This window comes from Candidatus Omnitrophota bacterium (genome assembly GCA_030650275.1).
Lineage (GTDB): Bacteria > Omnitrophota > Gorgyraeia > Zapsychrales > Fredricksoniimonadaceae > JACPXN01.
The window spans coordinates 71,176-85,769 of the sequence record JAUSEK010000005.1 but is presented as its reverse complement, the minus strand read 5'-3'; the positions used below and the strand labels follow the sequence as shown (position 1 = coordinate 85,769).

The following is a 14,594-nucleotide window of genomic DNA, read 5'->3' as shown; positions in this document are numbered from 1 at the left end:
CATTGCTTTTTGCCTGCCCGATATCTATACTAAAGCAATGGGCATGTTTGATAAAAATATCAGCCAGGAAAAACTCAAATCCCTTGAATTTGCCGAGGCCGCCCGCGAACAGGAATGGAAAAGTCCCAGTTTCGCGCTCAAGATCTTCCACGGCTCCGTCGATTTCCCGCTCATCCACCCGTTCCCGGAACAGTCCGCTGAAGATAAAAAGACAGGGGACGAGTATGTGGCCAAACTTGAAAAATTCCTGCGCGAAAACCTTGATCCTGATGAAGTGGACCGCACCTATACCATTCCCGACAAGGTCATGCAGGGACTGGCAAACCTGAAGGCCTTCGCCATCAAAATTCCCAAAGAATACGATGGGCTCGGCTTCACCCAATACAATTACAACCGCGCCATGCATCTGGTTTCCAGTTATTGCGGTTCAACGGCCGTGCTTTTGTCCGCCCATCAAAGCATCGGCGTGCCCCAGCCGCTCAAATTTTTCGGTACCCCCGAACAAAAGAAAAAATACCTGCCCACCTTCGCCAAAGGCGCTGTGTCGGCTTTTGCTTTGACCGAACCATCCGTCGGTTCCGACCCGCGCCAGATGACCACCACCGCGACACCGACGGAAGACGGGAAACATTTCCTTCTCAACGGCGAAAAATTATGGTGCACCAACGGCACCATTGCCGACGTTCTCATCGTCATGGCTGTCACGCCGCCCAAGGTCATCAAAGGCAAAGAGGTCAAGCAGATCACGGCGTTCATTGTGGAGACCAACACGTCCGGCTTTGAAGTTCTCCACCGCTGTCATTTCATGGGCCTGCACGGCATACAAAACGGGCTTTTGCGTTTCACCAATGTCAAGGTCCCCCGCGAGAACATCGTCCTGGGCGAAGGGGAGGGGCTGAAATTGGCCCTCATGACCCTGAACATCGGCCGCCTGACCCTGCCGGCCGCCTCAACAGGGATCGGCAAATGGTGTTTGAACGTGGCCCGCGAATGGTCCTTCAAGCGTCATCAATGGGGCAGCGCCATCGGCGAGCACGAATCCATCGCGCTGAAATTGAGTTATATCGCCAGCCACACCTTTGCCATGGACGCCGTGACATGGCTGACCTCGGCCATGGCCGACGACCCCAAACGCGAAATACGCCTGGAAGCGGCCCTTGCTAAATACTTTTGCACCGAGGTGTCCTGGAAAATTGTGGATGAGACCCTGCAGATCCGCGGCGGATCCGGCTATGAAACATCTTCATCCCTGGCTAAACGCGGCGCGGATTTCTGGCCTGTTGAACGGGTGCTGCGCGACGCGCGCATCAACCGCATCATTGAAGGGACCAGCGAGATCATGCATCTGTTCATCGCCCGCGAAGCCCTGGACCCGCATTTGTCCAAAATAAAACCGCTCTTAAGCGGCAAAACGCCTCTGCCCGCCAAATTGGCGGCCGCGGCAAAGATGTTCGTGTTTTACGCGTGGTGGTATCCCAAAATGTGGCTGCCGCCGCTCAAAAGTGTCGGCCCCTTGCCCGGACCTTTGAGCGGTCACATGGCCTATGTCCAAAGCGCGTCCAAACGCCTGGCCCGCCAAACATTCCACCAGATCATGAAATACCAGCAAAAACTGGAAAGCAAGCAAAGCATTCTCAATCGCATCGTGGAGATCGGCACGGAACTCTTCGCCATCGCCGCCGTGTGTTCCTACGCGGCGATGCTCAAGAAAAAAGGACAGGACAATGCCGTTGACCTGGCGGACGATTTCTGCAATGACGCGCGCCGGCGTGTCCAGATATTATTTCAGGACACCGTCTCCAACAGCGACAAAGGCCAATTGAAAACCGCCAAAAAGATCCTGGCCAAAGAATTCGCGTGGCTGGAGAACGGGATCATTAAGTAATGACCGCGCTTCCGTCATTTTTTAATAAACGCGCTATTCTCAAACAGATCCCCCTTTTTGAAGGGCTCAACTGGTTTGAGTTGAATCGCATTTCCCGCCAGGCCGGCCTTGTTGAGTTTTGCAAAGGGGACATCCTCTGCAAACAAGGTGACCCGGCGGACGCTTTTTACGTCATTATTTCCGGCCGCGTGTATTCCTACGCCTTAAACCCCGCGGGCCAAAAAGAAGAAGTGGATTTCCTTTTGCGCGGCATGCATTTCGGCGTCATCTCAACGCTGACAGGGGAGAACCATTCGCACACTTATGAGGCCATCAATGACTCGGTGGTCCTTAAGATAGAAAAAACGGATTTCGCCGAGCTTCTCAAAGTCACTCCGCGGCTGGCCATGGCCTTAAGCCAAAGTTTGTCCCGGCGTATCCGCAGACACGTTACCCACACCAAGGATTCGCAGGAAAGCACCATCATCGCGGTGTATTCGCCTTTAAAGGGATCCGGCTCTTCCACCTATGCCGCTAATATCGCCTTTTCCCTGAAATCACAAACTCATAAGAAAGTCCTTCTCTTAAGCTTGTCCTCGGACCCCCGCGAACCTTTGATCAACCTGTCTGACATCATTAATGATCATGATAAGATCATGAACGCCATTGTGAAAGACAAAGCGCCGGTGGACCTTCTTTACGTCAAATTTGATTCGGGCACCCCGGCCTTGGTCAACCGCATCAGCCAATTCGTCAGCGCGCCGGCCAATGACTATAATTATGTCGTCGTGGACTTGCCTAATGAAATGGACGATGTGGTCATGAAAACATTGACCCAGTCAGATGTGGTGCATTTGGTGGCCATGAGCCGCGAAAAAGACCTGGAAATGACCCGCGAGGTCATTGACCATTTGAGTGAGTCCCTCAAAGATAAATTCCAGCCCGATAAGGTCCAGATCATTATCAGCGGAGTGCAGGAAAAATTTGAACTGCCTCCGGAAGAGATCAAAAAACTCCTCAATTACGACATTTTCCTTTTTCTGCCGCATTTAAAACCCGAAGAATTCAACACCTTGCAAGTCAATGAAGGCATTTCCATGATCGCCGCGGACCCTTCCAGCGAATACGGGTTTAAAATACGGCGTTTGGCCCGTCAGATCAGCGGGTCTTTGGTGGGGCTTGTTTTGGGCGGCGGGGCGGCTTTGGGTCTGGCCCATATCGGCGTCATCAAAATTTTGGAACAGGAAAACATCACCGTTGACGTGGTGGTCGGCAGTAGTATGGGAGCGTTGTTGGCCAGCCTTTGGGCCGCCGGTTATGACGGCCAGGGCATAGAGAAATGCGGACGTGAATTTGAAAAAATATCTGCCATCATGATCAAATTGTACCGTCCCCTAATGCCCATGGCGGGCCTGATGAGCGGATACGGGATCGTCCAGTGGCTTAAAGGCAAACTCCGTGATCAAACTTTTCATCATACCAGGATCCCCTTAAAGGTCGTGGCGTATGACCTGTTCCACCGCCAGGAGATCATCATTGACCAGGGGGAGTTGATCGAGGCCGTGCGCCGGAGCATCACCATCCCGGGCGTGATCCCGCCTGTCATGGAAGAGGACAGGATGATCATTGACGGCGGCGTCCTCAACCCTTTGCCGACCAATGTGCTGGTGGACATGGGCGTCAAAAAGATCATCGCGGTCAATGTTCTGCAGTCCCCGCAGGAGGTTTCCTGGGGCTACGACCAGAAAAAAGAGGAATTCAAAAGACGCGCGCGGGTGCCGTTTCTCAAACATCCCTGGCACTATTTGAGTTTCCGTCTGGGGAATTTGCTGGTCAAACCATTCACGCCCAACATTCCCGACATCATCGTGCGCACCCTGCAGGCCAGCGAATACGTCATCGCCGAAGAATGCGCCAAACAGGCCGACGTGGTCATCCATCCGGATTTGCGCGGCATCCAGTGGTTTGAGCTCTACAAAGTTGACCAGCTCATCAAAGCCGGCGAACAGGCCGCCCTCAAACACCTTCCCGCCATCAAAGAATTGATGAAAAAGTAGTCCGCTTCCCCTATAATAGTCCCCATGAAATCGTCTCTTAAGATCGGGTCGCGCTCCAGCCGTTTGGCTCTGGCCCAGGTTAAGGAAATCGTCCGTCTCGTAGAGGCGCAGAATTCTGCGTCTCTACAATACCAATTGATCACATACACAACCGCTGGTGACCGTGACAAGAAAACATCCTTGACGCGCCAGCCCGGGGATGATTTTTTTACAGACACCCTGGACCAGGCGCTTTTAAAAGGCGACATTGACATCGCCGTGCACAGCGCCAAAGACCTGCCGCAGCATATTCCTGCCGGACTGGAAATTTTTGCTTTAACTGAAACGCTGGATGACCGTGATGCCTGGGTGGGCTTGCGCGCGTTCGCGGACCTGCCGAAAGGTACAAAGGTCGGCACCAGCAGTATCCTGCGTCAAAAACAGATCAAAGAGTTACGTCCCGACGTTCATATCGTTGACATCCGCGGCACCATTGAAGAACGCATAGAGTTGGTCAAGCAGGGTAAGGTAGACGGCATCGTCGTTGCCGCCTGCGCCCTGAAACGCCTTGGCCTTGAAAAAAAGATCAAAGACATATTCCCGTGGGAAGGCATGGCTTTACAGGGACAATTGGCTGTGGTGGGAAGGGCCAAGGACACGGCCCTGCGCAACCTTTTCAAGGCCATTGACGTGCGGACCAGATACGGCAAGGTTATTCTCGCTGGTGCAGGCCCCGGGGACCCGGACCTGATCACGGTCAAAGCCATCAAGGCCTTGAAAAAAGCGGATTGCGTTTTCTATGATTATCTGGCGGACACGCGATTATTGAATTACGCCCCCCAAGCTGAACACATTTATGCCGGAAAACGCAAAGGCAAGCACACATTCTCCCAGGAAGAATTGTCCCGCATGCTCAAGGAAAAAGCCATGGCCGGCAAAAATGTTGTGCGGCTCAAAGGCGGGGACCCGCTGGTTTTCGGCAGGGGGGCGGATGAAATAACGTATCTGCGTTCTTATCATGTCCCTGTCTCGGTTATCCCCGGTATCAGTTCCGCCACCGGCATCCCGGCGGACCTCATGGTGCCCTTGACCGCCCGCGGCATTGCCTCGTCCGTGGCGTTCATCAGCGGCCATGAGGAAGGTGAGGGCGCCACCCATACAAAACCCATCCCCATCCCCAAGGTGGACACCATTATCTTTTTAATGGGGCTGACCAAACTGGATATGATCGTCACATCCCTTAAAAAAGCAAAATGGCCGGACACAACACCCATCATGATCATCAGCAAAGGCACCCGTCCCGACGAGCGTATTGTCAAAGGGACATTGGCAAACATTGAAACCGCGGCTAAAAAGTCCGGCCTGAAGCCGCCGGCTTTGATCATCGCCGGGGCAACGGTAAATTTTTATCAGGATGTTCCGGGCAAAAATATCCTATATCTGGGCACAAACCCGTCGTATTACCGCAAATTCGGCACCATCATCCATTGGCCGGTCATTGACATCAAACCTGTCATTTTTGATGAAAAGCAGAGGAATAAACTTGAAAAAGATCTCGCCCGTGCCGATCTTGTGGTTGTGACCAGCCGTTTTGGTGTTGAATGTTTTATGAAAACCATTAAAGGAGACGCGTTTGCCGGCAAAAAATTTGCCGCCATCGGGTCCCACACCTCGGATTGCCTTTTGGAATACGGCATCATCCCGTTTATTGTGGCCCAAGAGGAAACCGCCCAAGGGCTGTTAGAGGCCTTGCTGGACGTCATGGACGTCAAAGGCAAACACATTCTTTTTCCGCGTTCATCTTTGCCCAATCCTTTCTTGAAAGACGCTTTGACCGAAAACGGGGCCGAGGTCATGGAATGGGCTGTTTATGAAAATGTAAAACCACCCAAACGGGACCTGCCGGCCGTCCCCATTGACCAGGTGATCTTCACCAGCCCTTCAACAGTGAAGAATTTCCTCGCCGATTATGGTACAATACCGGCTCATTGGGACATTTTGGCCAAAGGCCCGGTCACAGCCAAGGCCCTCAAAGAGGCCGGCTATGAACCAACAACCTTGCTGACCTGATTATGAATAATCGCTTCCGGCGTCTGCGCGCGTTCAAAACATTAAGAAAAATGACGGCAGAGACGGCTTTGACCAGCCATGATCTTGTTCAGCCGTTCTTTGTCATTGAAGGCAAAGGCAAGAAACAGGCCATTGATGCCATGCCCGGCATTCACCGCTTTTCCAAGGACCTTTTGCTCAAAGAACTTGACGCGTATGTCAAGGCAGGGGGCAAGGCAGGCCTTTTCTTCGGTATTCCTTCCCAAAAAGATTTAAAAGCCGCCTCGGCCGTGGACCCCAAAGGCATTGTGCCCCAGGCCGTCAAAGCCATTAAAAAACATTTCCCTGACTTTTTGGTCATCACTGATGTGTGTTTGTGCAGTTATATGAGCCATGGCCATTGCGGCATTGTGCAGAATGGAAAAATAGACAACGACAAAACCCTGCCCATTCTGGCCCAGTCCGCCTTGGTGCATGCCCAGGCCGGCGCGGACATTGTGGCACCGTCTGATATGATGGACTTTCGCATTGCCGCGATCCGCAACAAATTGGAAAAAGCCGGGCTGGTGGACACCTGCATTTTGTCTTACGCCGCCAAATACGCTTCAGCGTTTTATGGGCCTTTCCGGGACGCGGCCCACTCGGCCCCGGAATTCGGCGACCGCAAAACCTATCAAATGGACCCGACCAACAGCCGCGAAGCGCTCAAGGAAGCCCGCCAGGACATCAAGGAAGGCGCGGACATGGTCATGGTCAAACCCGCCTTGGCCTATCTGGACATCGTGTCCTTGCTCCGTCGGGAATTGACCGTGCCAATCGTGGCCTACAATGTCAGCGGGGAATACAGCATGGTCAAAGCCGCGGCTTCCGCCAAAGGCGGATCCGCCTCCGGCGGAAAAAACAGTTGGGTGGATGAAAAAGCACTAGTCCTTGAAATCCTAACCGGCATGAAACGCGCCGGCGCGGATATCATCATCAGTTATCATGCCAAAGATGTCCTTCAAAAATTCCTCTAAAATATTTGCTCAAGCAAGCCGGGTCATGGTCGGTGGGGTGAACAGCCCTGTGCGTGCGTTCAAAGCCGTGGGCGGCAATCCTTTTGTGACCGACCATGGCAGTGGAGCACGTATTTTTGATGTAGACAAAAATGCCTATACGGATTACTGCCTGTCCTGGGGTGCTCTTATTTTAGGTCACAATCATCCACAGGCCTTCAAGGCCACCAAAACCGGTATTGGCTACGGCAGTAGTTTCGGCACCACCACCAAGCCCGAAGTTGAGATCGCCCAATTCATCACCAAACACGTGCCGTCGGTTGACATGGTGCGTTTTGTCAATTCCGGCACCGAAGCCGCCATGAGCGCCATTCGTCTGGCGCGCGGGTTCACCGGCCGCGACAAGGTGGTCAAATTTGACGGCTGTTATCACGGCCATTGCGATGACCTTTTGACCACGGCCGGTTCAGGGGTTGCCGGTTTACCGGCATCGTCCAGCCGCGGCATACCAGCCAGCCACGTGCAAAATACTTTTAGTTTGCCTTACAACGACATTAATGGATTGAGCATCGTCATCGAACGCCATTGGAAAAACATTGCCTGCGTCATTGTTGAGCCGGTGGCCGGCAATATGGGTGTCATCGTGCCGGACAAGGCCTTCTTAAGAACATTGCGGACCCTGACCAAAAAATACGGCATTGTGCTCATCTTTGATGAAGTGATGACGGGTTTTCGTACGAATTCAGGGGGAGTGCAGGCGGATCTCGGCATTGTCCCGGACATGACCTGCTTGGGCAAGATCATCGGCGGGGGATTCCCGGTCGGAGCTTATGGCGGCCGCAAGGACATCATGCGCCATTTGGCGCCTTTGGGGCCGGTCTATCAGGCCGGCACGTTTTCCGGAAACCCCGTGGTCATGCGCACCGGTCTTGCAGTATTAAAAAACCTGACACCAGCCGTCTATAAAGACCTCAACAGCAAATGCGAACGTTTTGCGGATGACCTCAATCAAATGCTCGCGGACAACGAGATCGACGCGCACTTGAGCCATTACAAAAGCATGATGAGCATGCGTTTCCGTTGGGGATCTGTCAAGAATTACGCGGATGCCAAAACCGCGTCATCGGACAAGACCTACGCCAGATTATTCCATCATTTGCTTAAAAACGGCATTTACTGGCCGCCGGCTGACCTGGAAGCATTTTTTGTGTCCACCCAACACACAGCCAAAAATTTGGACCATTTATCTGGCCAAATCCTTAAATTTTTCTTACAATCAAAGCCATGACCAGCGAAATATCCAAAAGGCCTTGGGGCCAATACCACAAATTCCACCAGGAACCCGGAGTTTGGGTCAAAAGGGTGGAGGTCAACCCCAAGTCCCGGCTTAGTTTGCAAAAACACCAGCACAGGTCCGAAAAATGGATCATTGTGGCCGGGCAGGGGCTGGCCATTGTTGACCAAAAAGAGATCCCTGTGAAGCCGGGAGTGGTGGTTGATATTCCCCTTGGTGCTGTTCATCGCATCGGCAATACAGGAGATGAAAAACTCGTGTTCATTGAAGTGGCCTGCGGCGAGCAATTGACCGAAGACGACATCATCCGCATCCAGGACGACTACGCACGTAAATGCAGCGATTCTTAGCCGGCATCCCCATTGACCCTCAACCGCGGATCCGCCTGGAAGACGGCAGCAAAGAATTCACCATGCGGGCCATGGACCTGATCTGTCCGATCGGGATGGGCCAGCGGGGGTTGATCGTAGCGCCTCCGGGTTCAGGCAAGACAACGTTCTTGAAACATATTTGCCAGTCCATTGCCAAAGGCCATCCGGACATCAAATTGTATTGTTTGCTGATCGATGAGCGCCCGGAGGAAGTGACGGAATTCAAGCGGAATGCGGCCGGTGAAGTCCACTGGTCATCATCGGACCAAAGTTATGAAAATCACATTGAGATCGCGGATGCCCTGATGAGCAAGGCCTATCAAGAAGCCGGGGCAGGCGCTAACGTGATGATCGTCATTGATTCCCTGACACGATTGGCCAGGGTGCACAATGCCCAAAAAGCATCAAGTGGCAGGACCCTGTCCGGCGGCATGGACGCGCGGTCGCTTCAAAAGCCGCGCAGTATTTTCGGCTCTGCCCGTAAGATAGAGAACGGGGGCTCGCTCACCATATTGGCGACGATATTGATCGAAACAGGCAGCCGCATGGATGAAGTGATCTTTGAGGAATTCAAGGGCACGGGAAATATGGAAATCGTGCTTTCAAGGGAGATCGCCAATCACCGTATTTTTCCCGCCATTGATATTAAAAAAAGCGCCACCCGCAAACAAGAGATCTTATTGGAAGCCGGCGAGTATAAACAGGTGGAGGCCCTAAGGCGCGCTTTGGCGCAATTAGGCCTGGTGGAATCCGCCCAGTTCTTGTTTAATAAATTACAGCAGTATCCTACGAATAAAGAATTGCTTGCTAATCAACGATAAGGATGGCCCGCCTGATGATTGGAAATAGGAGGATGTGCCTGATCATTGGGTTTCTTTTTATTTTCTCCAGCGGTCTTTATGCCGGCGAAAACCCCTGGAAATTGAGGATCAATGATCAGGGAGTTTCAGTTTATACCCGTAAGGTTGACGGTTCTCCTATCCTTGAATTTAAGGGGGATATGATCGTGGACGCGCCTTTAGCCAAGATCGTTGCCTTGTTTGAAGACGAAAAGGGCTTGCCTGTCTGGTATTATCAGTGCACGCAAGCCCGACTGCTTAAGGACGAAGGCCCGCAGGACAAAGTCCTTTATATCGTACTTGATCTGCCCTGGCCTGTAGCGCACAGGGACTCTATATTCAGGCGCAGCAAATCATCGGACACAAACGGTGCGGTCAGCTATTCCATCAAAGCCCTTCCTGATGAGCTTCCTTTGAAGAAGGGGATGGTCCGCGTGCAGGCGATCAATTCCGTCTGGCGTTTTACGCCTTTGGCAGACGGTCAAACAGAAATTTATTTCCAGCAACACAGCGACCCCGGCGGGTCTATCCCAGCACTTCTTGTTAATCGATTGGTGAAGGATATTCCTTTTAACAGTTTCAAGAATTTCCGTCAATTCATCAAGGACTCAGAAAAATAGGGCAAAAGATTTATCGCTTGACCCCAAACCCCCAGAAGTAGTAATCTTAAGCCATTGGTTTTCCCCGAACTGATGCATGTTTGTAAATCGGCTTTCCCCGGGCCGGTAGTATTCATACTAATCCGCGTATCCCCAACGCAGAAGTACCAGCCCAAGCAGGAGCCAGCCCATGGGGGAGTTATTCAACAATTACGCTTTCATTGACAGCCAAAACCTGAACCTATCCATCAAAGACCAAGGCTGGCGACTGGATTACAAACGCTTTTGCAGGTATCTCAAAGATAAATACAAAGTTAGCAAAGCGTTCCTGTTCATCGGCTACATACCCGCACAACAAGCGTTATACACAGCGCTTCAACAGCAAGGATATGCTCTGGTCTTCAAACCCACGCTTGATCTTAAAGGCGGTCGGGTAAAGGGAAACGTTGACGCGGAGTTGGTGCTTCATGCCATGATCGAATGGAACAATTATGATAAAGCAGTGGTTGTGACAGGGGATGGAGATTTCCATTGCCTCATTGAACACCTAAAGAATAACGGCAAATTGGAAAGGTTATTGGTCCCAAACCAATATAAATATTCGGCTCTTTTGAAGAAATTTGGATCTGATATAACTTTTGTAACGGATTTGAAAGAAAGGCTGGGGTATTTAAAACAATAAAAAAGAGGGACATGAGCCGCGGGACGGAACCCTTTGGTTGATCCCTCATCGTGATACAAAAGAAGTATAGAACATTAGCCTACCTGTGTCAAGCCCCAAAACCCTTGAAATAACCTCCCAAAAGCAGTAATCTAACCCTCACATGCAAGACCAGGAAGCTAAAATCAAGGAATTCTTTGAACGCGCCCGCAAAGGCGTTTTGAAGCATTTGGACACATCGGGCGGCTCGCTGTCCCTGGGAGATCTGCACGACTATTGTCTAAAGACCTATCTGATCCAGCACCAAAGATTCTCCCTGATGATGGAATCCTTTGTCAATGAAGGCCTGGTCACCTATGACAACTCAAGCGATGAGGTGGTCATTACGGATAAGGGGAAAGAATTTATAATCAAATAGTGCCTATCACCAATATTAAATATTTATGGCCTACGATGAGCAGTTAGCCAAACGTTTAAGGACCTTGATCGCCAAGCGGACGGACTTTTATGAACAAAACATGTTCGGCGGAATGGGATTTCTTTTGCGCGGCAACATGTGTTTCGGCATTTGGAAGAAAGACCTGATCCTGCGCCTTGGGCAGGAGCAGGCTGTCAAAACGCTCAAACAAAAGAATGTCGTACCTTTTGACATCACCGGCCGCCCCATGAAAGGGTGGGTAGGCCAAGCCATCGCCTTTGTCAGCCAATTACCTGGTAAATAGGGCGCTGTCCCTAATTTTCCTAATTTTCTACTAATATTTCCTCAACAAATGAAACAATTTTACAAATAGGGGGGATACTGATGAGAGTGCGTGCTATTCTTTTCATTACAACATATTTTATTTGTCTAAGTATTTGTTACAGTGCAAATAAAGAAGCTACCCAGGCTGGCCAAGAACAACTTGTAGATAAGCGTTTAACTATATTAGAAGAAAAGATTACCCAGAATGATCAATTCTATAAAGAACTACTGGAATCTCAAAGACAAAGTTACTCAACAAATATAACTATTTTTATTTCTTTAACAACTATTATACTCGGCTTAACCGGTTTAATTAATTTTGGTCTTATTAAAAAAGAACTAAAAACAGATGTTAACAAAGCAAGGAATGAAATTAAAAAAGAATTCGTTGACCATATTGAACAGATGACCAGCAATCTTGAGAAGAAGGTTAATGAAAAATTCTATGAGTTTAAAGGTAATGTTAGTAATAAGATTATTGAGTTAACTGGGGATAATTACAATGCATTAGGTCGTATTTATAAAGAAAATAACGAACATTCTTCTGCTGCTGTTTGGTTTGCTAGAGCAATTAGGGAATATGTCAATTGTCCGCACATTGACGATTCATGGATAAAGCTTCACATAGATTTTCTTAAGGGATCTTTACGTGCAATTGGCCCAATAGGGGATTCAGAGAGAATTGCTGAGTATTATGAAATAATTTCATCATTAGATGATAAGAAGTTTAAATCAGAAAAAGAAGAATTGCAGAAGATACTAGATTCAAAAATTAAGCCGGTACCTTTAATTCCTCAACAAAGTTAATAGCCTTATCATGATTGTTACTTTGTGTAGGGTAAATTAAAAAATAAAGGGTGACAGTGACAGGCGCTAATTAAATGAGGGTGCTTGTTTGGGCGTGAGGATAAAATCTCTCAACGGTAACTGCAATCAAAGAAAGGATGATCCATGGGTGAAGGGCCTGATTAACCGCAAGAACTGATAAAAATAGCTGTGTTCCAGCCCCTTTCCCGTCATCTATTTTACTTCCCATAATACATGTTATGTTAACTATTTATACAGGGAATATGGATTATAGGGCAAAAAGAAACCCCTTGGGCTTCCAAGGGGTTTTCTACAACAAACAACTTCTCTTTGCTTATATTAAACGGTAACTTGTACTGCGCCCGCCAGCTATTTCCTTAGTCAGGACCCCTTTTTTAATAAGATCCAGGATATCCCTCAATGCCGTATCAGTCGAACATTTGGTGATCTTGGCCCATTTGGATGACGTCAACTTCCCCTCAAAACCGTCAAATAACCGGTTGATCATCGTCCGTTGACGCTCGTTAATGGCTGCAACTGGTTGTTCCGCCCAAAACCGGGCTTTCCTAAGGACCTTGGCTAATGTATTCTCGGTTGCCGTAATCGCCCGGTCTAGGCAGTTTAAGAACCATTCCAGCCATGATGTAATGTCCAAGTCATCGCTTTCCTGTGTTTTTTCCAGGATGGTATAATAGGTATTTCTTTCCTGCCCGATCTGCACAGACATGCTATAAAAACGCTGGCTACTGCCATCAGCACGGGCCAGCTGCATGTCTGTTATCGCCCTGGCCAAACGTCCATTCCCATCCTCAAAAGGATGAATGATCACAAACCATAAATGGGCGATGGCTGCTTTAAGGACCGGGTCGATCTCTGCTACGGCATTGAACCACTGAAGGAAGGTCTTCATTTCCGCTTCAAGACGGGCGGCATCCGGTGCCTCAAAATGGACACGTTCCCTGCCAACCGGGCCAGAAACAACCTGCATAGGACCGTGCCGGTCATCGCGCCAGCCGCCGGTGACGATCTTGTGCATTCCACTATAACCCCCTGGAAAAAGACCGGATTGCCAACCGAACAGACGAGCCTTCGTCAGAGGTTTATTAAAATACTGGGTCGCATCAAGCATCATGGCCACCATACCGTCCACATTCCTGTCGGAAGGCACAAGTCCTCCGATGTCCATCCCCAATTTACGGGCAATAGACGAACGCACCTGGTCAGGGTTAAGATGTTCCCCTTCGATCTCACTACTTTTGAGGACATCCAGCGTGAGCGTCTGCAGCAGGGCTTCCGAACGCAGCAAAAATCCCATCGCCCCCATTCGCCCGGTCAACTGCCCCTGGCGATTGCGTATGGGGCCAAGCAGGCCTGAGATCTTTTTATGGTTCCAGGCGAATTTTGGCCAATTATTAAGTTGATATATATACCGCATATTCACCGCACCTTATGCGGTAAATATACCACATATTCACCGCATACGCAAGGCCTGGATTCCCTGGCTTATTTCTTACAGCATTTCCCTAAGGCGCAGGCATCATACCGGCTGGCATACAGCCCCAGGCATGCGACCAGCACAAAAACAAAGTTATCTGCCGCGCTCTGTTTGATCACCATTATGCCAAATGCCAAACTGACCAGCAAAAAAGCCGTAAATACCCAGGCCTCCCTAAGCTTGACCCCAACCAAGAGCCAAATAGCTGCCAGGGCCTCCGCATACGGCAAAAGATTGACATACGGCGATAAAAGCCAGGCGGGCAAAAACGTGTCTTTGAACATGCCCATGATCATGGCCGTATAATTCTCCAAACCGGTGAATTTGCCGTAAGCCGCCACTGCGAACAAAGACGCCATGGCGACCCTTAAGACCATCGATATCCAGCTTAATTCCGCGTTTTCTTTGTCAATGTGCATAAATCCTCCTTTTATAAGTTGATCTGTTCCGGCGTGCGGCCGTGGGGCGTCATGGCTTCAATGCTTTTGATCGTGATGACCGCCAAATGGAAGCCCTGGTCCTGCGGGCCGGCAAAATACTGGCGCAGCATAGGGATGCCTTCCCAAACCAGATTTTTCTTAGCCGCGTCATCGCTCAAAACAGCCGTTCCCGTCACGCGGCAATACCACATTTTGCGGTCCACGAAACACACTTCAACCTTGGGGTTGGATTTGATATCAGAAATGGTGCGCGAACGGCCCAAAAGGGCCAGCAATAATTCCCCTTCTTCGGTCAAATAAGGCATCATGGGCCGCACGTGCGGCTGGTCCCCTCCCACCGTGGCCAAAAACCCAAACCCGGCGTCGCGGACAATATCAATGGCTTCTTCTTTGTTCATCCCG

15 protein-coding genes are annotated in these 14,594 nt (G+C 50.2%); 12 read left to right on the top strand and 3 right to left on the bottom strand.

Annotated features, from left to right (window positions below; genetic code table 11):
* Window positions 1-43 precede the first annotated feature (43 nt).
* The 12 genes from Q7K71_01600 (at window position 44) to Q7K71_01545 (ending at window position 12,257) form a co-directional block, all read left to right on the top strand.
* Window positions 44-1,885: an acyl-CoA dehydrogenase family protein gene (locus tag Q7K71_01600; protein MDO8674795.1), complete on the top strand. Its 1,842-nt coding sequence runs from the start codon at window positions 44-46 to the stop codon at window positions 1,883-1,885.
* On the top strand, window positions 1,885-3,921 hold the full coding sequence (locus Q7K71_01595) for a patatin-like phospholipase family protein (GenBank protein ID MDO8674794.1): 2,037 nt from the start codon (window positions 1,885-1,887) through the stop codon (window positions 3,919-3,921). Before Q7K71_01600 ends, Q7K71_01595 begins: the two co-directional genes overlap by 1 nt.
* 24 nt (window positions 3,922-3,945) lie before the next feature.
* Window positions 3,946-5,970 carry a uroporphyrinogen-III C-methyltransferase gene (gene cobA, locus Q7K71_01590; protein MDO8674793.1) on the top strand — a complete coding sequence of 675 codons (2,025 nt, stop codon included), beginning with the start codon at window positions 3,946-3,948 and terminating at the stop codon, window positions 5,968-5,970.
* A gap of 2 nt (window positions 5,971-5,972) precedes the next feature.
* On the top strand, window positions 5,973-6,965 hold the full coding sequence (gene hemB, locus Q7K71_01585) for a porphobilinogen synthase (GenBank protein MDO8674792.1): 993 nt from the start codon (window positions 5,973-5,975) through the stop codon (window positions 6,963-6,965).
* Complete coding sequence (gene hemL, locus Q7K71_01580) at window positions 6,943-8,232, top strand: glutamate-1-semialdehyde 2,1-aminomutase (protein MDO8674791.1); 1,290 nt, start codon at window positions 6,943-6,945, stop codon at window positions 8,230-8,232. The genes hemB and hemL overlap by 23 nt, the downstream gene beginning before the upstream one ends.
* Entirely contained in the window at window positions 8,229-8,588 is a 360-nt protein-coding gene (locus tag Q7K71_01575; protein MDO8674790.1) for a phosphomannose isomerase type II C-terminal cupin domain, read from the top strand. The genes hemL and Q7K71_01575 overlap by 4 nt, the downstream gene beginning before the upstream one ends.
* A complete protein-coding gene (rho, locus tag Q7K71_01570) occupies window positions 8,573-9,430 on the top strand; it encodes a transcription termination factor Rho (protein MDO8674789.1) in 858 nt (285 codons plus the stop codon). The genes Q7K71_01575 and rho overlap by 16 nt, the downstream gene beginning before the upstream one ends.
* Before the next feature lie 32 nt (window positions 9,431-9,462).
* Window positions 9,463-10,068 (top strand): START domain-containing protein, encoded by a 606-nt coding sequence (locus Q7K71_01565; GenBank protein MDO8674788.1) that lies wholly within the window; start codon window positions 9,463-9,465, stop codon window positions 10,066-10,068.
* Window positions 10,069-10,237: 169 nt separating this feature from the next.
* Window positions 10,238-10,729 carry an NYN domain-containing protein gene (locus Q7K71_01560; GenBank protein ID MDO8674787.1) on the top strand — a complete coding sequence of 164 codons (492 nt, stop codon included), beginning with the start codon at window positions 10,238-10,240 and terminating at the stop codon, window positions 10,727-10,729.
* Window positions 10,730-10,871: 142 nt separating this feature from the next.
* Window positions 10,872-11,126 (top strand): hypothetical protein, encoded by a 255-nt coding sequence (locus tag Q7K71_01555; protein MDO8674786.1) that lies wholly within the window; start codon window positions 10,872-10,874, stop codon window positions 11,124-11,126.
* Window positions 11,127-11,151: 25 nt separating this feature from the next.
* Window positions 11,152-11,430: a TfoX/Sxy family protein gene (locus Q7K71_01550; GenBank protein ID MDO8674785.1), complete on the top strand. Its 279-nt coding sequence runs from the start codon at window positions 11,152-11,154 to the stop codon at window positions 11,428-11,430.
* A gap of 80 nt (window positions 11,431-11,510) precedes the next feature.
* Complete coding sequence (locus Q7K71_01545; protein MDO8674784.1) at window positions 11,511-12,257, top strand: hypothetical protein; 747 nt, start codon at window positions 11,511-11,513, stop codon at window positions 12,255-12,257.
* Window positions 12,258-12,591: 334 nt separating this feature from the next.
* Here Q7K71_01545 and Q7K71_01540 read toward each other — a convergent pair whose 3' ends face one another.
* From Q7K71_01540 to Q7K71_01530, 3 genes are all read right to left on the bottom strand, one after another.
* Window positions 12,592-13,692, bottom strand: coding sequence for a Fic family protein (locus Q7K71_01540; GenBank protein MDO8674783.1), 1,101 nt, complete (start codon window positions 13,690-13,692; stop codon window positions 12,592-12,594).
* A gap of 68 nt (window positions 13,693-13,760) precedes the next feature.
* Complete coding sequence (locus Q7K71_01535; GenBank protein MDO8674782.1) at window positions 13,761-14,171, bottom strand: hypothetical protein; 411 nt, start codon at window positions 14,169-14,171, stop codon at window positions 13,761-13,763.
* A gap of 11 nt (window positions 14,172-14,182) precedes the next feature.
* Window positions 14,183-14,590 (bottom strand): pyridoxamine 5'-phosphate oxidase family protein, encoded by a 408-nt coding sequence (locus tag Q7K71_01530; protein ID MDO8674781.1) that lies wholly within the window; start codon window positions 14,588-14,590, stop codon window positions 14,183-14,185.
* Window positions 14,591-14,594 lie beyond the last annotated feature (4 nt).